Source organism: Salinibacterium sp. NK8237 (genome assembly GCF_015864955.1).
Lineage (GTDB): Bacteria > Actinomycetota > Actinomycetes > Actinomycetales > Microbacteriaceae > Rhodoglobus.
The window spans coordinates 1,801,804-1,825,017 of sequence record NZ_JADYWE010000001.1 but is presented as its reverse complement, the minus strand read 5'-3'; the positions used below and the strand labels follow the sequence as shown (position 1 = coordinate 1,825,017).

Annotated in this window: 23 protein-coding genes and 1 pseudogene; 16 read left to right on the top strand and 8 right to left on the bottom strand. The window is 59.4% G+C overall.

All coding sequences use genetic code 11. The annotated features are described in order from the left end of the window. Positions 1–7: 7 nt before the first annotated feature. Positions 8–1,312 (bottom strand): PLP-dependent aminotransferase family protein, encoded by a 1,305-nt coding sequence (locus I6E56_RS08820; RefSeq protein WP_197137422.1) that lies wholly within the window; start codon positions 1,310–1,312, stop codon positions 8–10. 237 nt (positions 1,313–1,549) lie between these two features. Here I6E56_RS08820 and I6E56_RS08815 point away from each other — a divergent pair, with 237 nt between their 5' ends. Then, positions 1,550–2,494, top strand: coding sequence for an oxidoreductase (locus I6E56_RS08815; RefSeq protein ID WP_197137420.1), 945 nt, complete (start codon positions 1,550–1,552; stop codon positions 2,492–2,494). A gap of 33 nt (positions 2,495–2,527) precedes the next feature. Here I6E56_RS08815 and trxA read toward each other — a convergent pair whose 3' ends face one another. From trxA to I6E56_RS08795, 4 genes are all read right to left on the bottom strand, one after another. Next, positions 2,528–2,854 (bottom strand): thioredoxin, encoded by a 327-nt coding sequence (gene trxA, locus I6E56_RS08810; RefSeq protein ID WP_197106872.1) that lies wholly within the window; start codon positions 2,852–2,854, stop codon positions 2,528–2,530. 54 nt (positions 2,855–2,908) lie between these two features. After that, complete coding sequence (gene trxB, locus I6E56_RS08805) at positions 2,909–3,895, bottom strand: thioredoxin-disulfide reductase (RefSeq protein ID WP_197137418.1); 987 nt, start codon at positions 3,893–3,895, stop codon at positions 2,909–2,911. Positions 3,896–4,053: 158 nt separating this feature from the next. Further along, positions 4,054–5,742, bottom strand: a complete 1,689-nt coding sequence (gene murJ, locus I6E56_RS08800; RefSeq protein WP_197137417.1) for a murein biosynthesis integral membrane protein MurJ — start codon at positions 5,740–5,742, stop codon at positions 4,054–4,056. Next, complete coding sequence (locus tag I6E56_RS08795) at positions 5,735–7,405, bottom strand: DUF6049 family protein (protein ID WP_197137415.1); 1,671 nt, start codon at positions 7,403–7,405, stop codon at positions 5,735–5,737. The genes murJ and I6E56_RS08795 overlap by 8 nt, the downstream gene beginning before the upstream one ends. A 124-nt stretch (positions 7,406–7,529) precedes the next feature. On the opposite strand from I6E56_RS08795, the gene I6E56_RS08790 reads away from it, so the two are divergent. From I6E56_RS08790 to I6E56_RS08735, 12 genes and pseudogenes are all read left to right on the top strand, one after another. Beyond that, on the top strand, positions 7,530–8,957 hold the full coding sequence (locus I6E56_RS08790) for a CCA tRNA nucleotidyltransferase (RefSeq protein ID WP_197137414.1): 1,428 nt from the start codon (positions 7,530–7,532) through the stop codon (positions 8,955–8,957). Between the two features lie 183 nt (positions 8,958–9,140). Continuing rightward, positions 9,141–9,482, top strand: a pseudogene (gene rpsF / locus I6E56_RS08785) (30S ribosomal protein S6); the annotation flags it as partial. A gap of 122 nt (positions 9,483–9,604) precedes the next feature. Then, on the top strand, positions 9,605–10,117 hold the full coding sequence (locus I6E56_RS08780; protein ID WP_197106866.1) for a single-stranded DNA-binding protein: 513 nt from the start codon (positions 9,605–9,607) through the stop codon (positions 10,115–10,117). A 42-nt stretch (positions 10,118–10,159) separates the two neighbouring features. Continuing rightward, positions 10,160–10,423: a 30S ribosomal protein S18 gene (rpsR, locus tag I6E56_RS08775; protein WP_009773575.1), complete on the top strand. Its 264-nt coding sequence runs from the start codon at positions 10,160–10,162 to the stop codon at positions 10,421–10,423. Positions 10,424–10,435: 12 nt separating this feature from the next. Then, on the top strand, positions 10,436–10,888 hold the full coding sequence (gene rplI / locus I6E56_RS08770) for a 50S ribosomal protein L9 (protein WP_197106865.1): 453 nt from the start codon (positions 10,436–10,438) through the stop codon (positions 10,886–10,888). A 396-nt stretch (positions 10,889–11,284) separates the two neighbouring features. After that, positions 11,285–12,673 carry a replicative DNA helicase gene (gene dnaB / locus I6E56_RS08765; RefSeq protein WP_197137411.1) on the top strand — a complete coding sequence of 463 codons (1,389 nt, stop codon included), beginning with the start codon at positions 11,285–11,287 and terminating at the stop codon, positions 12,671–12,673. A gap of 86 nt (positions 12,674–12,759) precedes the next feature. Then, positions 12,760–13,404 carry a DUF308 domain-containing protein gene (locus I6E56_RS08760; RefSeq protein WP_197137410.1) on the top strand — a complete coding sequence of 215 codons (645 nt, stop codon included), beginning with the start codon at positions 12,760–12,762 and terminating at the stop codon, positions 13,402–13,404. Then, entirely contained in the window at positions 13,404–13,649 is a 246-nt protein-coding gene (locus I6E56_RS08755) for a hypothetical protein (protein WP_197137409.1), read from the top strand. The genes I6E56_RS08760 and I6E56_RS08755 overlap by 1 nt, the downstream gene beginning before the upstream one ends. Before the next feature lie 267 nt (positions 13,650–13,916). Beyond that, a complete protein-coding gene (locus I6E56_RS08750; RefSeq protein WP_197137408.1) occupies positions 13,917–14,906 on the top strand; it encodes a siderophore ABC transporter substrate-binding protein in 990 nt (329 codons plus the stop codon). Between the two features lie 96 nt (positions 14,907–15,002). Then, a complete protein-coding gene (locus tag I6E56_RS08745) occupies positions 15,003–15,989 on the top strand; it encodes an ABC transporter permease (protein WP_197137407.1) in 987 nt (328 codons plus the stop codon). Next, complete coding sequence (locus tag I6E56_RS08740; protein WP_374061653.1) at positions 15,982–17,034, top strand: iron chelate uptake ABC transporter family permease subunit; 1,053 nt, start codon at positions 15,982–15,984, stop codon at positions 17,032–17,034. The genes I6E56_RS08745 and I6E56_RS08740 overlap by 8 nt, the downstream gene beginning before the upstream one ends. Further along, the gene (locus tag I6E56_RS08735; RefSeq protein WP_197137406.1) at positions 17,031–17,786 is read left to right on the top strand and encodes an ABC transporter ATP-binding protein; all 756 of its coding nucleotides are present in this window, start codon (positions 17,031–17,033) and stop codon (positions 17,784–17,786) included. The genes I6E56_RS08740 and I6E56_RS08735 overlap by 4 nt, the downstream gene beginning before the upstream one ends. A gap of 73 nt (positions 17,787–17,859) precedes the next feature. Here the strand turns inward: I6E56_RS08735 and purB are convergent, their stop codons facing one another. Both purB and I6E56_RS08725 read right to left on the bottom strand, forming a co-directional pair. Then, positions 17,860–19,251, bottom strand: a complete 1,392-nt coding sequence (purB, locus tag I6E56_RS08730; RefSeq protein WP_197137404.1) for an adenylosuccinate lyase — start codon at positions 19,249–19,251, stop codon at positions 17,860–17,862. Positions 19,252–19,259: 8 nt separating this feature from the next. Continuing rightward, a complete protein-coding gene (locus tag I6E56_RS08725) occupies positions 19,260–19,790 on the bottom strand; it encodes a low molecular weight protein-tyrosine-phosphatase (RefSeq protein ID WP_197137402.1) in 531 nt (176 codons plus the stop codon). Between the two features lie 125 nt (positions 19,791–19,915). On the opposite strand from I6E56_RS08725, the gene I6E56_RS08720 reads away from it, so the two are divergent. Beyond that, positions 19,916–20,176 (top strand): hypothetical protein, encoded by a 261-nt coding sequence (locus tag I6E56_RS08720; protein ID WP_197137400.1) that lies wholly within the window; start codon positions 19,916–19,918, stop codon positions 20,174–20,176. Then, positions 20,166–21,593: a hypothetical protein gene (locus I6E56_RS08715; protein ID WP_197137398.1), complete on the top strand. Its 1,428-nt coding sequence runs from the start codon at positions 20,166–20,168 to the stop codon at positions 21,591–21,593. Before I6E56_RS08720 ends, I6E56_RS08715 begins: the two co-directional genes overlap by 11 nt. Here I6E56_RS08715 and I6E56_RS08710 read toward each other — a convergent pair. Further along, positions 21,590–21,985, bottom strand: a complete 396-nt coding sequence (locus I6E56_RS08710) for a phage holin family protein (RefSeq protein WP_197137397.1) — start codon at positions 21,983–21,985, stop codon at positions 21,590–21,592. The genes I6E56_RS08715 and I6E56_RS08710 overlap by 4 nt on opposite strands. 138 nt (positions 21,986–22,123) lie before the next feature. Here I6E56_RS08710 and I6E56_RS08705 point away from each other — a divergent pair, with 138 nt between their 5' ends. Further along, positions 22,124–23,194: a histidinol-phosphate transaminase gene (locus tag I6E56_RS08705; protein WP_197137395.1), complete on the top strand. Its 1,071-nt coding sequence runs from the start codon at positions 22,124–22,126 to the stop codon at positions 23,192–23,194. The last annotated feature ends 20 nt before the right edge of the window (positions 23,195–23,214 follow it).

Genomic DNA, 23,214 nt, shown 5'->3' with positions numbered 1-23,214 from the left:
GAGTGTCCTAGCTGAGGTTGGCTGGAGGATTGATCATCGACGGCGTGGGAGGAACAACCGTGAGCGGGGCAGTTTGAGAGAATGTGCTGAGCAACTCGAGCTCCCCGTTGATCACAGTGGAAAGACGACGAATTCCCTCCCGAATGAAGTCAGGAGTCGGGTAGCAGAACGACAAACGCATATTGCTGCGCCCATTGCCGTCTGCGTAAAAGGCCGTACCCGGCGTATAGGCCACTAATTCCTTGACCGCACGGGGCAACATCGACTTCGAATCGAGGTTATCGGGCAGCGTTACCCAGATGTAGAAGCCACCGTTGGGTACGGTCCACTCGAGGTCGGGCAGGTAATCGTCGAGGGCATCCAACATGGCATCGCGACGTTCCCTGTAGACGCCACGGAAGGTATCGATCTGTCCCTTCCAATCAGAGACATTCATGTACTCGCTAATGATGTTCTGGGTAAACGAGCTCGGCGACAACACGGCCGCCTCATTCGCTAAAATGAGTTTCTCTCTAATTGCGTGAGGGGCGAGCACCCAACCAACCCGAAAACCGGGAGCGAGAGTCTTAGAGAACGTGCCCAAGTACACGACACCGTCTTCTTCGACTGAGCGCATCGCGTGCGGCGGCGGGCCATCGAAGTAGAGGAGCCCGTACGGGTTGTCTTCCAACACGAGAATGCCGTTTTCGCGGGCAATCTCTAGTACTTCCAGGCGCCGTTCCCAGCTGAGGGTGACTCCAGCGGGGTTGCTGAAGGTGGGAACTGTGTACAAAAACTTTATCGTCTTGCCCGCGGCTCGCACTGAGGCGATATGAGCACGTAGTGAGTCGGGAATCAGGCCGAACTCATCCATCTCGACATGTGTAATCTCGGCCTGGAATGACTTGAAAACCACCATTGCCGTGACGTAGCTCGGGCCCTCGGCAATAACGACGTCGCCGGGGTTGATGAAAAGCTTCGTCACGAGTTCGAGCGCGTGCTGCGAGCCAGTGGTGACGACGACGTCATCGACGCTGGCGCGGATTCCCTCGAGAGCCATCACTTCGAGGATCTGCTCACGAAGCGCAGGCAGCCCCTGACCGGAACCATATTGCAGGGCGGCGGCACCGCGATCGCGCATCACACGATCGATCGACTCGGTAATGAGGTCTTGAGGCAGGGCGGAAACATACGGCATACCGCCGGCGAGAGACACAACCTCGGGGCGCGAGGCCACCGCAAACAACGCTCGGACCTCAGAGGCCGCAAGGCCGGAGGCGCGATCTGCATAGTGGTCGAACCACTGGTCAAGGTTGTTTGGCTGTGTTGTCATGGGCAATCCCGTTCGGTTGACTTTAAACAATAGGCGTTTGACCCTGAGGACTCGAAACTGAGCGACGTTTATGGCGCGATCTCAGCCAAACCTCATCCTTCTTCGCTCCGAATAAGGTTCAAAGGCGACGCATAGAAAGTCGTGTTCAAATGATGAGGTCTGCTCTGAGAATGGGGAGTTCTCGTCACGATCACTGCATCACTCTGACAGCACTCGACTACGAAATTGAGAACATTAGTGAACGCTCGCACTACCTGGACAGAATCTGACATCGGAGACCTCACCGGCACCGTGGTAATTGTGACGGGTGCGAACTCTGGGCTCGGATTTGAAACAAGTCGTGCCCTCCTCAAAGCAGGGGCGCACGTTGTGATGACGATGCGCAGCGCCGAGAAGGCTGCAGTCGCTAAGGAGGCATTGCTGGACGACCTCGGTTCCGTGTCACTCGAAACAATGTTGCTTGATCTGGCCGATCTGGAATCAGTGCGTCGATTTAGCGAAATGTTTCACGGGAAACATTCGCGGCTTGACCTGTTGATCAATAACGCAGGAATCATGATGACGGATGCCCAACTCACGATCGATGGCTTCGAATCTCAGCTGGGAACCAATCACTTGGGCCATTTCGCTCTCACCGGTCATCTGATGGACCTCATCGAGGCAACTCCAGGAGCGCGCGTTGTGAGCCTCTCCAGCCTCGCTCACCGCTGGGGCTTTATGGAATTCGGCAACCTCATGTTCCACAATGGCTCGTACACCCCTCGCGCGGCGTACGGTCGTTCAAAACTCGCCAATCTGCTCTTCGCTTACGAGCTTCAACGCCGCTTCGAGGCCGCCGGAGTTGATGCAATTTCTGTGGCGGCTCATCCCGGCACCGCTGGCACCGGTTTGGCTGACCACCTCTTCAACCGCTGGTATTTGCGCCCGCTGAAATCACTGCTCTTCGTGGGCATCCAATCCCCGAAACAAGGCGCGAGGCCCTCTCTGCGGGCAGCAACTGACCCCACAGCACAGGGTGGCGACTTCTTTGGTCCCGGGAGCCGTAACGAGCATCGAGGTGCTCCTGTGTTGGTTGAGTCGAACGCTGCCTCACATTCGCACGTTGACGCGACCAAACTCTGGCTTGAGTCAGAGCGTCTGACGGGCGTTAAGTACGAAAGCCTCCGCACACCCACCAAGTAGTGGATGCCGGAGGCTTTCGGCAGAGACTGAGCTTTACGCTAGGAACTCTGCGAGGTCTGCTTCAATCGCAGGCTTCGGCTTTGCGCCGATAACAGTCTTCACGACCTCGCCGCCCTTGAAGACCTTCATCGCGGGGATGGAGGTGATCTGGTACTTCATGGCCATCTGGGGGTTGTCGTCAACGTTGAGCTTGACGATCTTGATCTTGTCGGAGTTTTCGCTGGCGATCTGGTCAAGGATGGGGCCGACTGCGCGACAGGGGCCACACCATTCAGCCCAGAAGTCCACCATGATGGTGTCTTTCGAGTTGATGACGAGTTCTTCAAAGTTGGCGTCGGTTACTTCTGTTGCTGCTGACATTGTTAATTCCTTTGTTCAGTGGGACGTTGAGGGAGTGGGAACTGACGAGCGCCCTTAGGCGGCTTCTTCATCAGACTCTTCGATTCGCGCTGGCTGTACTGCGCCAGCGACAAGCTCGCGGGGCAATGATGCAAGGTAGTGCTCTGCATCAAGGGCTGCAACGGTGCCGGAGCCGGCGGCCGTAACTGCTTGGCGGTAGGTCGGGTCGATCACATCGCCGGCTGCGAATACTCCGGTGATGTTGGTGCGAGAGGAACGACCATCCACTGCAACGGTTCCGTCGGCGTTGATGTCGAGCTGGCCATGTACCAAGTGAGTGCGGGGGTCGGCGCCGATCGCGATGAACAGACCGCTGAGGTCAACGTGTGAGGTAGAGCCATCGACGGTGTCTGTGAGGTCAACGCCATCCACGAGAGTGGAACCGGTAATGCCGGTTACCGCCTTGTTCCAGAGGAACTCAATCTTCGGGTCACTGAACGCACGCTCCTGCATTGCCTTCGAGGCACGCAGCTCATCCTTGCGGTGAATGACATAGACCTTGTCAGCGAACTTGGTAAGGAACGTCGCTTCTTCCATGGCGGAGTCTCCCCCACCGACGACAGCAATCGTCTTCTTGCGGAAGAAGAAACCGTCGCAAGTAGCGCACCAGGAAACTCCGTAGCCGCTGAGGCGTTCTTCGTCGGGAAGGCCGAGCTTGCGGTAGGCAGAACCAGTTGCAAACACAACAGCGAGTGCTTCGTGCACTTCTCCATTGCCGAGAGTGACCTTCTTGATCTGGCCCTCAAGCTGAAGGTCGGTCACGTCGTCGAGAACAACCTCGGCGCCGAAACGCTCAGCCTGCTTCTGCATTTCCATCATGAGCTCGGGACCCTGGATGCCGGTTGCGAAGCCGGGGTAGTTCTCGATCTCAGTGGTCTTCATGAGCTCGCCACCAGCCTCAACAGAGCTCGCGATGACGAGGGGCGCAAGGTTCGCGCGCGCCGCGTAAATCGCAGCAGTGTACCCAGCGGGGCCGGATCCGATGATGATGAGTTGGCGCACTTTTTGTGTCTCCTTGGGATTGTGATTACCCGGTTCAACACATCCTAGCCACGGAGTATTCCGAGTGGCTGGGGCGTGCGGGGCTAACACCCAAGAGTTCGGAGCACCGTCACTTTAAGTTCGCTTTTTCACGCCAAAACTGTGGAAGGGGCGCGCTTTTAGCGGCGGCGCAGTCGAGACACGATCGGTCGAGCAAAGGCGAAGAACTCGGAATTGCGCGTGAGGGCAAGAGTCGCCGCGTAGACGATCAGCATGCCGGTACCCGAAAGGGCGATGGAGGCGAAAGCAGCTGCGAACCCAGAGACGACGAACGACCCCTGCCCAAATCCACCTAGGAGAGTCAGGATGCCGAAGCCGGCTGCGGCCGACGGAATCATCGCCGCGAGGAACCACAGAGCGCGAAGCACGAGAGGAAGGAGCTGGAACCCGGGAACGCGTTTGCGGACCACGATCAACGCAATGATCGTCTGTAGCGTGCCGGCGATGCTGATCATTGCTGCTAGCCCCATCGCAATGCGATCGAGCGGAAAAGTGGAGACGTACACAGCGCCCGCCACATAGACCAAAACCTGAATGGTCTGCAAGATGAAGGGAGTGCGAGTGTCTTCGAAGGCATAGAAAACTCGCTGCAGTATGTACATGATGCTGAAGGGAACCAGCCCGACTAGATAAACGATCAACACGATCGCTAGGGACGATTGCTCGGCATAGACGGTGGAGAAAAGTGCGCTGAACGGGAATGCGATCACCATGAGGCCGATGGCCGCGAACATCAGCAGCATCAGAATCGAGCGTATGGCGGCTGATACGTCGTCGCGCATGGCAGTGAGGTCTCCATCACGCGCATGGCCGCTCATCCGGGTGAAGTAGGCCATCCCGATCGAGACTGAAATCACAGAGTGCGGCAGCATGAAAATGAGCCAGGCAGTTGTGAGGACGAACACCGATGCGGCGACTGAAGAGGCTTCGCTGGCAATCCGGGTACCAACAGCGCCCGCAACCTGCGTGACAAGAATCATGCCGAAGGTCCATGCCGCTGCTTTGCCGGCGTTGCCGAGCCCCACTCCTCGCCAGCGGAACTCCGGGCGGTAGTGAAGACCGGCGCGACGCCAGAAGAAGGCCAAAAGTGTTGCTTGCACCGCGACACCGAGAGTGGCGCCGCCGGCGAGCACTCCGATCATCTGCGGAGTCCAGTCCTCCGAGGAATACCGTGTCACATCGCCAAAGAGCAAGCTGAAGACGAGCAGCCCGATGAGCATCACTACGTTGTTAGCAACTGGTGCCCACGTGAACGGCCCAAACTTGCCGCGAGCGTTGAGAACCTCGCCGAAGAGTGAATACAAGGCGTAGAAGAGGATCTGAGGAAGGCACCAGTAGGCGAAGGCCGTCGCGAGCGCGAACTCTGCTGGCCCAAAGTTGACGCTGGGTCGCGCGTACACCTGCACAAGAAGAGGTGCGCTCAATGTTGCTGCAACTGTAATGACGAGGAAAACGACGATGCCCAGCGTCACTAGACGGTTGATGAACTTCTGACCGCCATCCTTGTGCAGAGCGGCCCGCACGATCTGCGGAACAATGACCGCGCTCAGAACGCCACCAGCCACGATGGCATAGACCGCTTTGGGAAGCTGGTTAGCGATGGCATACGTATCGCTCGTGCCGAACAACCCCAGAGTGTTGGCGAGCACCATTGCGCTGAGGAAACCGAGGATGCGAGAGACCAAGGTTCCCGAAGCGAGAAGCGCGCTCGCACGCCCGATCGTGGAGTTCGTGACCTTGGGCAGACCGGTGGCGGGCAGGGAAACCCCGGGCGCTGGCGTGGCGTCGGGATCGGAGCGGTTAGTCATTTGCCGGCTTTCTACGGCGAACGATGCTGCGAACGAATCCGACCGCAAAAATGACGACTACAAGCGCGCCGAACGCAAGCACGAGGGGAGTCTCCCATCCTGCCTGCACGTTGATCTCGCTGATCGTGGTGGAGCCGACCTTCAGGCCAGTGGTGCTGCTGAGGCTGATTTCGACATCCACGACCCCGTTCGACAACGATTGCACCGGGATCTCGCCCTTGGCTTGAGAATAGGGTTCGATCGTCAGCTTTACTCGGCTATCCCCCACCGCGAGGAGGCCGGTTCGTGGGTCGACCGTAATGAAAACGGTGACGGCCTGGCCAAGATTGTTGCTGACCGATACGGGAAGGAATCCGTTGTCGGCAAGAACCAGAAAGTTGCTGGCCTCGACGACGGTGACTGAAGTACGCAGGTCGCGGGAGTCGACCAAGAATTCATTGACTTCAGTGAGCCAATCCTCGGAATCCTCGGTGTACACGGTGCCAAGCACATCGAGCAATGCAAGCCGGCGTTCGGCGATAAGAGCTTCAGGATCAGCGGCGATCGAGAAAAAGCTGCGTTCCGCCTTCGCCGCATCGAACAGTCGTGAAACATCACTGATGCGGGACTCAGGCTGAGGCGTGTCATTGATTGTTGCCGCAGTGGCCTCGGTCGACGCTAGTTCGCTGAGGTTCACCATCGTGATTGAAGGGCTGGCCGTCATCGTGGCGAGTGCGGCATCCAGTCTCGCCGAGCTGAGTTCTAGTGAGTGATCGATCGTAATCAGCACGGATGCAGTGTCGGCCGTTTGGTTAGAACCGGCGTTCAGCACGGCCTGGCTGAGTGCCGTTTCGGCGGCAGTCACGTCGCGGTCGAGGGTGGATCCGAGTGCGTCATCCATTGCTGCAGAGGCAGTTGTATCGCTCACGAGTGCGGTAACACCATCGATGGTGGTTACTGAGCCGGCACCGGCTTCTCGAGACACGTTCGTCGACGACAGAACGATCGTGCTGTAACCACTATCGGAAAACGCAGCCAGATCACTCGCAACAACCGTGTCCGTGCGGGGAAGAAGAAAACCGTCGATCTCGTAGTCCCAGGCAAGCAAGGATTCCGTAGTGGGGAAACTTGGAATCGCGTTCGGGTCCTCCGCTTGCGCGGTAGCTGTCGAGGCAGGCGTAGGCACCGGAGTGTTACTCACCGCGAAGTTGGCCGAGTCGAGAGCGAAGTCGAAGGAGATGGGTTCTACCGTGGCGCCCAGCTCCGACTGGGTTGCCAAGGTGACATCCGCATTCGCGTAGGACAAAGGAACGATCTCATTGCTGATGAGCGAGAGTCGTTCAAGCCACTCCCTCGCCGAGTCGGGAGCACTTGTGCCGAGCACGCGAATTGAAGCCACAATCATCGGATCAACCGCGATTGCCACGGGCTTACCAGCCATGGCATCTAGTTCGCGCGTGAGAAGACCGAGAGGTTCCGTGTAGTCAGCGAGCGTGTCTGCGTCGAGAAGGCCGCCGCTGCCGGTGGGAACCGTCAACGGAGCAATGATGGCAACGTCGGTAGCCGCGGATGCCGTAGTCAGGGCCGGAACACTGCTGACAGTGGGCGCAGCGCTGACTCCGCTCGCGGCAAGAGTGAGCCCGAGACCGAGCGCCAGAGCGGCACTAAAGACTCTTATGGGCAAGGGATTACCCCGTACTCTCGCGTGGCCAGCATGGTGTGAGTTTATTCGTCCTTGTCTGAATGGTGGGTGCTTTGCGCGGTTGGGGACAAATTGAACTCGTTGCTCGTGCGAAACTAGTCGCATCATGGAGAGTGTTGCCCACGCGATCGAGAGTCTCGGAAAGCTTGCCGACTCTAAACCCGTAGCCACCTTATCGGCGCGCTTCGCTGCTGAAGGTTTCGAACTCGCCCTGGTGGGTGGACCGGTGCGGGATGCGTTCTTGGGTCGCAAGGTCACCGATCTCGATTTTGCCACCAATGCGATGCCCGATGACATCATGCGCATGGTGAAGCCGATTTCAGAAGCGCAGTGGGATATCGGCCGTGACTTCGGCACGATCGCTGCCCGCATCGATGGTGAGTCGGTTGAGATTACGACCTACCGTGCCGATAGTTACGACGGTGCGACCCGCAAGCCTGTTGTCGCGTTCGGTGATTCTCTCGAGAAAGATCTGGAGCGTCGCGACTTCAGCGTGAACGCGATGGCTCTTCGGCTGCCTGAGCGCGTTCTCGTCGACCCGTGGGGAGGCGTGGAACATCTCCTCAGCAAGACGCTGACAACGCCGGGCTCCCCCGAGGTCTCCTTTGGTGATGACCCGCTGCGGATGATGCGTGCCGCACGGTTTACGTCGCAGCTTGGTTTCACGGTCTCCCCCGCGACTGTCGCAGCGATGAAGCAGCTCGCTCCACGCCTCGACATCGTGAGCGTTGAGCGTGTCAGCGATGAGTTGACAAAACTGTTGAAGACGGATGACCCGGTGCCGGGCATCCGCCTCATGGTCGAAACCGGCCTCGCCGACCAAGTGTTGCCTGAAGTGCCCGCCTTGAAGCTTGAAGTGGATGAGCATGCTCACCATAAGGACGTCTACGAACACTCCCTTACAGTGTTGCGTCAGGCGATCGATCTTGAAAAGAGTCGCCCCGGCATTGAAGGCCCCGACCTGATTCTGCGTCTTGCTGCGCTTTTGCACGACATTGGAAAGCCATCGACCCGCAAAATCGAGCGCGGCGGCGTTGTTACTTTCCACCACCACGATGTTGTGGGAGCGAAGCTCGCGACGAAGCGTTTGCGTGCACTGCGCTTCGACAAGGAGACCATCACGTCGGTGGCGCGCCTTATTGAATTGCATCTACGGTTCTTTGGCTACACCGAGGGCGCCTGGACCGATTCGGCCGTGCGCCGTTACGTTCGGGATGCCGGTGACCAACTCGAACGTCTCCACATCATTACGCGGGCGGATGTCACCACGCGCAATGTGCGCAAGGCCGACCGACTGTCTTTTGCCTACGACGATCTCGAAGACCGCATCGCGGCTATCGCTGAGGCAGAGGGAGTTGCTGCAGTTCGTCCCGATCTTGACGGTGAGCAGATCATGGCGATCCTCGGCCTCAAGCCCAGTCGCGATGTGGGCGAGGCGTACAAGTTCTTGCTCGACCTGCGTCTTGATGAGGGACCGCTCGGCGATGAGGAAGCAGAGAAGCGATTGCGCGCGTGGTGGGCTGCCCGCCAGTAGACGCCCGCTAGCGAAAGCGGCTTTTCTTCTCACCTTGAGTATTAGGGTGCCAAGCAACTACACTGGGCAGGTTGTCTGACTGCCCTTAGGCCGTCGGATGAACGTCAACACCCTCCTGTTACAGACCGTCTGTAACCGTTTAAGTCCGAAGGAGGTGGGTTTGTGACGCATCAGTACGAACTCATGGTCATCCTCGATCCAGAGATCGACGAACGCACCGTGGCTCCCAGTCTCGACAAGTTCCTCAATGTCATCCGCAATGACGGTGGCACCATCGATAACATCGATATTTGGGGTCGCCGTCGTTTGGCCTACGAGATCAACAAGAAGACCGAAGGCATCTACGCCGTCGTCAACTTCACCGCAGAGAGCAAGTCAACAGACGAGCTCGACCGCCAACTCTCACTCAGCGAAGCTGTTATGCGCACCAAGGTGCTGCGTGCAGAAGCTGGGTTCGCTCAGGTAGCTGCTGCCAAGAAGGTTGCTGAAGAGAAGGCCGCCCGCAAGGCTGCTGCTCCAGCAAAGACTCCTGCAGCCGCAACCAAGGCTCCTGCCGAAGAAGCAAAGGCTGCTCCGGCACCTGCCGCTCCTGCCGCACCTGCTGCTCCTGCTGACGAAGCCAAGGCTGAAGCGGAAGCTAAGTAACCGTGGCCGGCGAAACAGTCATTACGGTCGTGGGGAACCTCACGGCGGACCCCGAACTGCGTTACACGCAGGGCGGACTTGCCGTAGCTAACTTCACCATTGCCTCTACGCCGCGCACCTTCGATCGAGCATCCAACGAGTGGAAAGACGGAGAAGCACTTTTCCTCCGCGCTTCCTGCTGGCGTGAATTCGCCGAGCACGTTGCCAGCTCACTGACCAAGGGAACCCGCGTTGTTGCGCAGGGTCGCCTTCGTCAGCGTTCCTACGAAACCAAAGAGGGCGAAAAGCGCACGAGCATGGAACTGGAGATCGACGAAATCGGTCCCAGCCTCCGTTATGCAACGACGCAGATCACCCGCGCCCCCCGTGACAGCTCGGCTCCTCGTGGAGTTCAGCAGAACAACGGTGGCGGCGGCCAGGCAAAGGAAGAGCCGTGGGCAGCTAGCGCTCCTGCAGCCTCATCCGGCGACGTATGGAACACCCCTGGTAACTACTCCGACGAGACGCCTTTCTAGGCACTCGACGATCAGTCTTATTTACAGAAAGAAGTAACACTCATGGCAGGAAAGAGCAGCGGCGACCGCCGCAAGCCCATCCGCAAAGGCAAGGACGGCAAGAACGCCGCACCAGCCAAGTCGATCCGCGTAGGCGTTATCGACTACAAGGATGTCGCTACGCTTCGCAAGTTCATCTCCGAGCGTGGAAAGATCCGCGCCCGTCGTATCACCGGTGTTTCCGTTCAGGAGCAGCGTCTCATCGCCACGGCCGTCAAGAACGCCCGTGAGATGGCATTGCTGCCCTACGCCGGCGCAGGCCGTTAAGGAGCCACCGACATGTCAAAGCTCATCCTCACTCACGAAGTGACTGGTCTCGGCGCGCCTGGCGACGTTGTAGACGTAAAGAACGGCTTCGCTCGTAACTACCTCATCCCCCAGGGCTTTGCCGTGGCGTGGACTCGTGGTGGCGAAAAGCAGGTCGAGTCCATCAAGGCAGCACGCGCATCGCGCGAGCACGCCACGCTTGAAGAAGCTCAGGACCTCAAGGCTCGCCTCCAGGCGACCAAGGTCAAGCTCAGCGTTACCGCTGGTCGCGAAGGCCGTCTGTTCGGTTCAGTCAAGCCCGCTCACGTGGCTGACGCTGTTGCCGCTGCAGGACTTGGCGATATCGACAAGCGCAAGATCGAAATCTCGTCGGCGATCAAGACTGTTGGAGATCACGAAGCTACGATTCGTCTGCGCGACGACATCGTTGCAACGATCACCCTTCAGGTGGTTGCTAGCAAGTAACTGTTTCATCACAAGGACGGCGGGCCAGGCGGCTCGTCGTCCTTGTTGTTTAAGCACTGTTGTCAAGCCTTTTATGCACAGGATTACGAAAAATACGGAACCCTCAATCTCTGGTTTAGGCATGTTTTTGCACACTGTGTATGAAAACTAAAAGTGCAGGTCAGGCCGGAGATTTGCGAGATATGTGCCGCTGTTTCCACAGATGTTTCCACAGGTTGTTCACACAGCACCCGGCGTTTCGCCCGAGTTGTACACAGGTTTATACACATCCCCAGTTGTGGGTAGTTGATTCTGCTTCGTAGGGTAAAGCAGCCTTGGAGCGGGTCCCAGTGAGGAGCCCGCCCGAGTGTCAGGGGCTACTCGTATAAATAGAGATGCCCCACTAGGAGGAAAACCATGTCGATCGCGCATCTAGGCCTTTCGGGCGACGAGCGCCAAGCCGGCGAATCGCGAGGCAGCTCACGCGGTGATCGCGTACCTCCCCACGACCTCCTCGCCGAACAGAGCGCTATTGGTGGAATGCTCCTGAGCAAGGATGCCGTCGCCGACGTTATCGAGACCGTGCGCGGAGTCGACTTCTACGTCCCCAAGCACGAGACCATCTTCAACGCCGTGCTCACCCTGTACTCGCACGGCGAGCCCACCGACGTTATCGCTGTCACCGATGAGCTAACAAAGACGGGTGAACTTTCCCGCGCCGGTGGAGTCGAGTACCTTCACACGCTCACTGGCATCGTTCCGACTGCAGCCAACGCCGGCTTCTATGCGACGATCGTCACCGAAAAGGCTGTTCTTCGCCGCCTTGTTGAAGCAGGCACCCGCATCGTACAGATGGGTTATGCCAGCGAAGGCGAAGTGCTCGACCTCGTCAACAACGCGCAGGCCGAGATCTACTCCGTAACCGGCGGAGTCGAAACCGAAGACTACGTGCCCCTCACGACCGCGGTCGAGAGCGCAATCGATGAAATCGAAGCGGCTCGCGGCCGCGACGGTCAGATGATCGGTGTTCCCACCGGATTCGCTGAGCTCGATGAACTCACCAACGGGCTACACCCCGGGCAGCTGATCATTTTGGCCGCGCGACCAGCTATCGGTAAGTCGACGCTGGGTTTGGACTTCGCTCGCGCAGCATCCATTCACCATGATTTGCCATCGATTGTGTTCTCGCTAGAAATGGGTCGAAGCGAAATCGCTATGCGACTGCTTTCGGCAGAAGCCAGCGTTCCGTTGCAGCACATGCGTAAGGGTTCGGTGCATGCCAACGACTGGACCACGATCGCTCAGACGCGTGGTCGCATTAATGATGCTCCGCTGTATATCGATGACAGCCCCAACATGACCCTCGTGGAGATTCGCGCTAAGTGTCGTCGACTTAAGCAAAAAGTTGGCCTGCGCATGGTCATCATCGACTACCTGCAGCTTATGACGAGCGGTAAGAAAGTCGAATCCCGTCAGCAAGAGGTCAGCGAATTCTCGCGTGCGCTCAAGTTGCTCGCCAAAGAACTTGAAGTTCCCGTTATTGCTATCTCCCAGCTGAACCGTGGACCTGAGCAGCGAGCCGACAAGAAGCCAGCGCTCTCCGACCTTCGTGAATCGGGATCGCTCGAGCAAGACGCCGACATGGTGATTCTGCTTCACCGTGAAAGCGCGTACGAAGCAGACAGCCCCCGCGCCGGGGAGGCCGACCTGATCATTGCCAAGCACCGCAACGGGCCGACCCGCACCGTCACCGTGGGCTTCCACGGACACTTCTCGCGCTTCGTCGATCTGCCGCCAGGGTCGTAAGCGCGTTTGGCCGGCGTCTCCGACAGGGGACTGCCACAAGCGGCCTACACTAGAAGCATCCGCTTGTTGAGAAAGAAGGCGATCGCTTGACTAGTGCTCACGCTGAGCCGCTGCCGGCATCCACTGCGTGGTACGTGCCGCTAGCTCGCGCTATTCCCGCCATCGTTCTGGCCATTGTCATTACCTTCTCCGCCGACCACTCGTCGCGTCTGGGCCTAGTGACCCTCGCGAGCTTCACCCTCATCGTCGGTGCTGTGCTCCTGACCGCAAGCGTGCTTTCACGGCACCATGGGATCGCCCGCAATCTCACGATCACGCAGGGCGCACTCTCCATCGCCACCGCAGTCGCGGCGTTCATTGCCTCCGATGGCGGGCAGGCTTACTTCGTTTTCCTGTTGACCGCGTTTGCCGCGATCACCGGCTTCCTTGAGCTCTACCTCGGGCTTCGCAGCCGGGGCCGCGACGCCTCATCCCGCGACTGGATTTTCGTCGGCGGGCTGACCGCGCTACTCGCGCTCGTCGTGCTGCTCGTGCCACCGGGATTCAGCCAGCCCTACACCGGACCCGACGGAATCGACCGCGAGCTCACGTCATCCATTGTGGTGGTCGGTCTTCTTGGAGCTTATTGGGCCATTCTTGGTGTGTACCTAGTGATCGCGGCGCTCTCGCTCAAGTGGAGTCGAACTGATCATGACGTCGTTACCGCAGCCGTGCAAGAGAAAGAAGAATAGTGGCCTCCCCAGATAAGCGTGACCGCACGCGTCCAGCTGAAATTCTCGGCCTTTCTGCGATTTTCGGGCTGTTCGCCGGTCTCGTGGTGTTCATGTCGACTCGTGAGCTGATGCTCGCTCTGATCTTCACCGGGGTCGCGTTCATCGTCTCGCTTGTCGTTATTGCGATGCTCGTGCTCGCCGTGCGTCCCGACAAAGACGAACTTCTTGACATGGATGAGCAGGACCGCGACGCCTCGCACTAGAAATCCCAGCGCCGCTCGTTTTCATTCTCGACTCTGCCGCACTGCCCCAGGGCGCTAGCCGATCGGTGTGATTTGGCGACGCGGTAACGGCCCGCGTGAGGCGCTCTCTCGGGCGTCTCTGTCGCGCGCCGGCTGCGGCGCTATCCGCTCATGGTTCCTTTGACGCTCAGTGATTATTAAGGTTAGGCTTACCTAAGCAACACTCGCTGCAGCGAGTGTTGCGTTTTTACGCCTGACCGTATCTGGTCGCCCGAACATAAGGACACCATGAAATTCTCACGCACTCGGCACGGAGCACTCGTTGGAGTGCTAGCTCTGGCACTGACCGCCTGCAGCACCGCAGCGACCGAAACTGCAGATTCAAGTGACAGCGCCGCGGAAGCGACTGTTCAATTCGAAGACAACAACGGCGCCCAGTCAGTCGAAACCCCGTTGACGTCAGTCGTCGCCACCGACAACCGTACTTTCGAAACGCTCGCAGCCTGGGGCATCGAGCTCAGCGCGGGTGCCGTCGCCCTCATGCCAAGCACGAACCCCTACACCGAGGATGACTCGATCATCGACTTGGGCAACCACGGTGAGCCCGACCTCGAGGCCATCGTTGTCGCCCAGCCCGAGGTCATCATTAACGGACAGCGTTTCGCGCAGTTCCACGACGACTTCGCCAAGCTAGTGCCCGATGCCACGATCGTCGAGCTTGACCCCCGTGAAGGCGAGCCTTTCGACGATGAGCTGAAGCGCCAAACCACTGTCCTTGGCGAGATTTTCGGTAAGCAGACCGAAGCCGCTCAGCTCAACGCTGACCTTGACGCCGCAATCGAGCGAGTGAACGCAGCCTACGACTCCGATGACTCCGTCATGGCCGTCATCACGTCCGGTGGCGAGATCGGCTACTCGGCCCCCAGCGTCGGCCGTACGCTAGGCCCGCTCTTCGACATCTTCGACTTCACCGCAGCTCTTGAAGTCGATGACAGCAGCGAAGACCACCAGGGCGACGACATTTCGGTTGAAGCCATCGCCGACTCGAACCCGGACTGGATCCTTGTGATGGACCGGGACGCCGCGATTCTCGCCGATGACCCGACCTACGTGCAGGGCAGTGAAGTTCTCGAAAACTCCGAGGCACTCGCCGGTGTCACCGCGGTGCAAGAGGACAACCTCGTGTACATGCCGGCAGACACCTATCTGAACGAAGGCATCCAGACCTACACAGAGTTCTTCAACGCTCTTGCTGACGCCTTAGAAGCCGGCAACTAGCATCGGTCTCGCCGTTCGGCGCTGCATCTGACCCACTGCGGGCGGGTGCAGCGCTGAACGGGTATCGCCCACTACGAGGAACACCTACGTAACCGGATGACTTCACTCTTAGCTCCACGGCGGGCCGCGAAGGCTGCCAGCCTTATCGACGGAAAGCTAATTCTTGCTGCCGTTGGCGTGGCACTTCTTCTGGTGGTCTCACTTTTCACCGGCGTCTACGACATCTTTGGGGCGGATGACGGGCAGCAGATGTTCGCGATCACGCGCGTACCGCGGACCGTCGCTCTCGTGCTCGCCGGAGCGGCGATGGCCATGAGCGGACTAGTGATGCAGCTGCTTACCCAGAATCGTTTCGTCGAGCCGACCACAACCGGAACCACCGAGTGGGCGGGCCTTGGTTTGCTGACGGTGACGATCCTCTTCCCGGGTGCGACCATCCTTGCCCGCATGGGCGGCGCGGTGCTTGCCGCATTTATCGGAACCGCGGTGTTCTTTCTCTTCTTGCGCCGGGTGACACTGCGGTCGTCGCTCATCGTTCCCATCGTCGGCATCATGTTGGGATCCGTTGTTGGCGCAGTCTCGACGTATGTAGCGCTGGCGACAGACAGCCTGCAGAGCCTTGCCGTGTGGTTCGCTGGCAGTTTCACCTCGGTGATTCGCGGTCAGTACGAGCCGCTGTGGATCGTCGCCGTGGTCGTCATTGTGATCTTTATCTTCGCTGACCGACTCACCGTCGCAGGCTTGGGGCAAGACATCGCGACCAGTGTTGGTCTCAACTACAACCAGATCTTGCTGTTGGGCACCGGACTGATCGCTGTAGCAACGGGGGTAGTGACCGTCGTCGTCGGCAACCTCCCGTTCCTCGGGCTCATCGTGCCGAATATCGTGTCGATGTTCCGCGGCGATGACCTGCGCAGCAACCTCCCCTGGGTGTGCCTGCTCGGCATCGCCATCGTGACCGTATGCGACATCGTCGGGAGAACGATCATCATGCCGTTCGAAGTTCCCGTGTCGCTCATCTTGGGCGTCGTGGGTGCGATCGTCTTCATTGCCCTCCTGTTGAAGCAGCGCCGTCGTGCATAGTCCCGTGGATGCGCAGGAGACGCCGACTATCGCCGCTGGCTCGCCGGGCGTGACGGGGCCGTTCCCCACCGCGCGGTCTCGACGACGCTACTGGACGCTCCTCAGCATCCTGAGCGTGCTTGCTCTGGCGATCGGGTTTGGCCTGCTCGCCTGGAACAACCCGATGCCGGTGGGTACGGAAGGGTTCTGGCTCATCGCTGAGCTGCGCGCCACCAACGTGATCGTGATTGCGGTCGTGGCCTTCTGTCAGGCGATTGCAACCGTGAGTTTTCAGACGGTGACGAACAACCGGATTCTCACGCCATCCATCATGGGTTTCGAGTCGCTGTATGTGGCGGTGCAGACCTCTGCGGTGTACTTCTTGGGTATCAGCGGCATCGTCGCCCTGCAGGGTCTCCCCCAGTTCTTGCTTCAGATCGCCCTAATGGTGGGGCTCTCGCTGCTGCTGTACGGCTGGTTGCTCACGGGAAAGTACGGCAACCTGCAGATCATGCTGCTGGTCGGCATTGTGATCGGCGGCGGGCTGGGAGCAGTCTCGACGTTCATGCAGCGCCTGCTCACGCCCAGTGAGTTCGACATCCTGACGGCCCGCCTGTTCGGGTCCATCTCCAATGCGGATGCCAGCTACCTGCCGATTTCGCTAGTGCTTTGCCTGGTGGCCGGAACCTTCCTGCTTTCGCAGGGCCGACGCCTCAATATCGTCGCCCTGGGTTCTGACACCGCCACCAACTTAGGAATCAGCTACCGCTTCGAGATCATGCGCGTGCTGTTCTTCGTATCGATTCTGATGGCGGTCTCCACGTCACTCGTCGGCCCGATGACCTTCTTTGGCTTCCTGGTCGCGACGCTCGCCTATCAATTCGCGGACACCTACGACCATCGCCATATCTTCCCGATCGCGGTGTTGGCCGGATTCGTGGTCTTGGGCGGCGCGTACTTCGTGATGAAGAACCTGTTCTACGCCCAAGGAGTGGTCTCGATCATCGTTGAACTTGTCGGAGGAACCGTCTTCCTCATCGTCATACTGAGAAAGGGACGACTGTGATCACCCTGAGCAATGTGGGCAAAAGCTACGGGCACGATGTGACCATTGGTCCCGTCGACCTCACGATTCCCGAGGGCGGAATCACCGCACTGGTGGGCCCGAACGGTGCGGGCAAATCCACGCTGCTAACGATGGTTGGCCGCCTGCTTGGGATCGACTCCGGTCACATCGAGGTCGCGGGCTACGACGTCGCGAAGACTAAGTCGAAAGACCTCGCCAAGATCATCGCGATCCTGCGGCAAGAGAACCACTTCATCGCCCGGCTCACGGTGCGTCAGCTCGTGGGATTCAGTCGCTTCCCGTATTCGCAAGGGCGACTGACCGAAGCGGATGAGGTGGCGATCAACAACTCCATCAACTTTCTGAACCTTGAGGGCCTGCAAGACCGCTACCTCGACGAGCTTTCGGGTGGGCAACGCCAACGCGCCTACGTTGCCATGGTGCTCGCGCAAGACACCGAATACGTGCTGCTCGATGAGCCCCTCAACAACCTCGACATGAAGCACTCAGTTCAGATGATGCAGCACCTCAAGCGGGCCGCTCAAGAACTCGGCCGCACCATCATCATCGTGCTTCACGACATCAACTTTGCGGGGCACTACGCCGACCACATCTGTGCGGTCAAGAACGGCCAGGTAGTCGAGTTCGGTGCTCCAGGGGAGATCATGACGGATGCTGTGCTCACCCAGATTTTCGATACCCCGGTGCAGGTCATTGATGGCCCCAACGGCGCACTGGCCGTGTACTACTAGGGGTCTGTGCCGAAGGCAGCGGGGGGACGCAGAAGGCCGGCCTCCGCGAAGAGACCGGCCTTCTGCAGAGCAACTACTTGGTGTCGCCGAGGTAGTCGACGAGCGAGCTGGCAAGGCCGACATAGGTCGCCGGCGTGAGCGCCTGCAGGCGAGCCTTGGCATCCGCACCAATGTCGAGCCCCGAGATGAACTCGGTGAGGTCGACGGAGTTGATGCGCTTGCCGCGCGTGAGTTCCTTGAGGATGGCGTAGGGGTCGCTGATGGTGCTGCGGCCAGCGGTAACCTCGGCGCGAATGACCGTCTGGATGGCCTCGCCGAGGATCTCCCAGTTGCTGTCGAGATCAGCGTCGAGAGCAACAGGATTGAGGGCGATCTCCTTGAGGCCGCGCTGGATATTGTCGAGAGCGAGCAGCGAGTGACCGTAAGCGACACCCACGTTGCGCTGCGTCGTGGAGTCGGTGAGGTCGCGCTGAAGTCGTGAAGTCACGAGAGTCTGAGCGAGCGACTCGAGAAGAGCGCTCGAGAGCTCGAGGTTGGCTTCGGCGTTCTCGAAGCGGATCGGGTTGATCTTGTGCGGCATCGTCGACGAACCGGTTGCGCCCGCCTGCGGAATCTGGCGGAAGTAGCCCATCGAAATGTACGACCACACGTCAGTGCAGAGGTTGTGCAGCACGCGGTTCGCGTGGCTGGTGGCCTGGTACAGCTCCACTTGCCAGTCGTGCGATTCGATCTGCGTGGTCAGCGGGTTCCAGTCGAGCCCGAGGGACTCCACGAACTCCTTCGAGAGGGCAGGCCAATTCTGCTCGGGGTCTGCAGCGAGGTGAGCAGCAAACGTGCCTGTCGCTCCGCTGAACTTGCCGAGGTAACTGATGCCCTCAATGCGAGTCAGGATGCGGTCGAGACGGTACACGAAGACCGCGAACTCCTTGCCCATGGTGGTCGGCGTCGCCGGCTGACCGTGGGTGTGAGCGAGCATCGCGTTGTCGCGCATGAGCTCGGACTGCGCGCGAAGCGCATCGAGCACGATACGGAACTTGGGCAGCCAGACTTCGCGCACGGCATCCGAGATGGTGAGTGCGTAGGAGAGGTTGTTGATGTCTTCGCTGGTGGCGGCGAAGTGAGTGAGTTCAGCGATCGCGTTGAGACCGAGCTCGTCGAGCTTGGCGCGCACCAGGTACTCGACGGCCTTGACGTCGTGGCGGGTGGTGGCTTCGAGGCGAGCGAGTTCATCGATCTGCTCTTGGCCAAAATCGGTGGCGAAGGCGCGCAGGGCGGTGACCTGGTCGGCGCTCAGCGGGCTCGAACCGAACAGGCTCTTGCTCGTGAGGAAAATCAGCCATTCGACTTCAACATGCACGCGGGCCCGGTTGAGGCCTGCCTCCGAGAGGTACTCCCCCAACGCCGAAACGGCAGGCCGGTAGCGGCCATCGAGGGGGCTCAGTGGTTGAACGGGCAACGGGCTCATGGGGCTCCCTAGTTGTTGGGGGTTGGTGCTGTGATGCCTGGCGTGATCTGACGAAATAGTGAACCGCACGCTTTCTCGATCATGCCGAGGACACGATCGAAGAGTGCGGCATCCGAATAGTAGGGGTCTGGCACATCGACAAGAGGAGCGAGTTCGTTGTCAAAGCTCAACATGGGCTGCACTTTCGACCGATCTTGATCGTTGGGTGCCCACGTGCGCAGAATTCGTTCCTGTCCTCGATCGAACGCGACGATGAGGTCGAACTTGTCAAACCATTCGGGGTCGAACTGGCGGGCGCGATGCCCAGAACCATTGTAGCCGCGTGCTGCGAGGGCATTGATGGTGCGATCGTCGGCGGCCTCCCCCACATGCCAGTCACCGGTACCAGCGGAAGTAACCGCGATGCGGTCCTGCAGGCCAGCTTGAGCAACGAGCTCTCGAAACACTGTTTCGGCCATCGGAGAGCGGCAGATGTTGCCGGTGCAGACGAAACAGACCCTAAAGGCAGTCGAGTCTGAGGATGCTCGCTCGAAAGTCATGCTTCATTCTGTCGCAGTTTCACCTCCTCAACAGCGCTGGTCTACGTATTCCCTTCCCCGATGCGAGCTGGCAACCAGTGCGTGGGGCGGTGTTTGGCGAGAGTTGTGACATCGAAAGGCGACCATTGACTACACCTCTAGATGCGACTGCCCGTGTCGCACTTGAATTTCAAGCCCGACAGCTCCGCATGATTATTGAACGGCTCAGCTCTGTGCGGGAGCTACTCCCCCACGCAGGCATCGACTGGCGCGGCCCGGCCCAAGAGCTGTTCGATTCCGGGGTGCTTGAGCTGCACCGCGACCTAGCGCGAGCACGAACCTTGGTCGAGACGGCGGAACATCGAACGATGTTGGCGCTTCAGCAGATGGGCTCCTATGTCGGATGAACTCATCATCTCCGGTGGTGGCAGTGTTTCGGTATCTACGGAGGAAATGCTCGTTGCTGTCGGCGCACTCCAGCGCACGGCCGAAATGACGCGGGACATCGCCGGTGCCATTCAGATGGTGGATGCCCGGCTCACCATTAGCCAATTGGAGACGCTCGGCATCCCCACCGCTGCCGCCCGCGCCGAGGATGACCTCGACTATGCGTATGCCGATCTCCAGAGGGTCGCTTGGCGCGCAGAAAACTTAGGCAATCTCGTGCGATTCGCTGCCGACAGCTACGGGTTGGCCGAGGCCTTCGCCGAGGGAGTTTCTCGCAAGATCACGGCCGATGCCGCGGCGTGGCTCGGTTTCTTGTTCCCGACGCACGCCGCAGTGTTGGCTTTGTCGGTGACAGCGGTGCCGATTCTGTTGGGGATAACAGCAGCAGCTCTCGTGACGGGCCGTAATCCAGCAGACGTGTTCGTCAGCGAAAAGTTCACTGCTGAACTCAACGAACTCATCAGCGATCCGGCCTATGTGCTCGCTGTTCGCTTCGGTGTGATGAATGCCGATGAGTTCTTGGCCGGAGCCGCAGGGTTACCGCCATCACTAGTGAGCGTCTTGAGCGCCGCGGGTGTTCTGGGGCTTCCCACCGCAGCCGGGGCGATCCAGCGGCTGGGAGGTGTCGCCGGGGTGCTGAAAGAAACACCGGTGCAACTGGTCAGCAAGAGCGACACCACTCGCGTGGAGCCCGCTCATTCTGTCGAGGAACGCGCCAATCGAATTGCCCAACCGACCCCAGATTCGCCGTTTCAGATCCGAATAGAAAAGACATCATTTCCCGGAGAGGACGACTCATTCGAGGTGTACGTTTCCGGAACCGTTGACTTTGCTATCTCTGGCTCAGATCAACCGTTCGATGGCACGAGCAATCTCAGCCTTGCTGCAGATCAGGAAGCAGCGGCGTATAGCGCTGTGGTTGCAGCGATGGCAGAAGCCGGTATTACCGCTGAAAGCGCGGTGGCTTTGACCGGGCATTCTCAGGGGGCAGCGATCATCGCGCGGCTCGCAGAATCGGAAGACTACAACGTCACCGGTTTAGTCGGGTTCGGAGGCAACACGGGTCAGATCAAGATCCCACCAACGGTTCCCACGCTCCTCTTCGAGCACAGCGATGACATCGTTCCGGCTGCTGGGGGGATTCAATCAAATCAGCACGCGGTGATCGTGGAGCGAGAGGTCTTTGGTGGCCGTCCGCTACCCGACGGTGTTATGGCGCCAGCCCATCAACTCGACGAGTATCGAGAAACAGCGCGCCTCCTGGACGGTACAGAGAGTGAATTTCTTCGCGATGCTGTGGCGAACCTAACGCCGACCGTTCACAAGGATGCTGTAACCACCGTCACTAGTTACGAGTACGAGCGGGTGCAGCCTTAGCGCTTGCGGCCGACTACCGGGCGAACCAGAATGCCGATGAACCAGCTGATGAGACCCAAGACGAGCGCGCCAAGCACTCCCCACCAGAATCCGTCAACAACGAGGCCGAAACCGAAGAGACCTGAGATCCAGCTCGTGAGTAGGAGCAGCAGGCCGTTCACGATAAGAGCGAGGAGGCCGAGCGTCAGAACGTACAGCGGGAAAGCAACAATGCGGATCAGATTGCCGAGCACTCCGTTCACAATTCCGAAGACCGCAGCGACCAGCAAGAAGGTCAGAATGACCTCAAGAGTTCCACCCGGGGCGAAAGGAATGATCTCGACCCCGGCAACAACCACCGTAGTCAGCCACAAAGCAAGAGCGTTGATCAGCAAGCGCACGATGATTCTCATACGACAACTATGCAGCACGCGTTTGTACTGCCGCAATGACCATCCACTGAACTGCGGCACAACGAGACGCATGATTCGGGCCGCAGATCGTCACGAGCGTGAAACTAATGCACCCGGTCGCGCCCCTAGGCTGGTGATGTGACCAGCAAACGAGTACAGCTTCGGCCCGAAATCGCCGCCATCGTGCCCTACCGCCAAGGTGCGCCCGCCGCCGCGGATGCCTTCAAGCTGTCCTCCAACGAAAACCCTTACGAGCCGCTGCCCTCGGTGCTCGCGCAACTCTCCACCGCCACCATCAACCGCTACCCCGACGCATCCGCCGCTGTATTGCGTGCGCAGATTGCTGAACGCTTCGGTGTTACCCCCGACAGCGTGCAGGTCGGGGCAGGCTCGGTGGCCGTGCTCGCCCAACTCGTGAGCGCCGCCGCAGCCGCTGGCGACGAGGTTATTTACGCCTGGCGCAGCTTCGAGGCCTACCCACTGTTGGTCTCGGCAGCCGGAGCCACGAGCGTGCAGATCGCGAATCAAGGCGACCACCGGCACGACCTCGCGGCTATGAGCGACGCCATAACGGCATCCACTCGCGTCGTGATTGTCTGCAGCCCCAACAACCCCACCAGCACTGTTGTCACGGATGCCGAATTCCGCGACTTCATGGCAACAGTTCCCGAGAACGTTCTCGTCGTTCTCGATGAGGCCTACCGCGAGTTCGTGACTGACGCCGATGCCGTGTGCGGAGAGACGCTCGTCGGCACGTACCCGAACCTCGTCCTGCTCCGCACCTTCTCCAAGGCGTACGGCCTCGCGGGCCTCAGAATCGGCTATGCCGTTGGCCCCGAATACGTGATGGATGCGGCGCGAGCGGTAGCGATTCCACTCTCGGTAACGGAGATTGCGCAGAAAGCAGCAATCGCATCTCTCGAACATGAAGATGAATTGTTGGAGCGGGTGACCCGCATTAATACGGTGCGCGACAGAATCGTTGCTGGCCTTAGAGAGCAAGGCTGGGACGTGCCCGCCCCCAACGGCAACTTCGTCTGGTTGCCCACCGGGTCAACAACCGACTGGGCTGCAGAGGTATTTCGCTCACACGGGATCGTCGTTCGCGCGCTCGGCGAAGGCCTCCGAGTGAGTGTTGGCGAAGAGGAATCTGTGGAGAAACTCCTAAGAGCAGCCCAAGAGGTTGTCGCTTCAAGGGAAACGATCTAACGCTGGCCGCGTTAGATTAG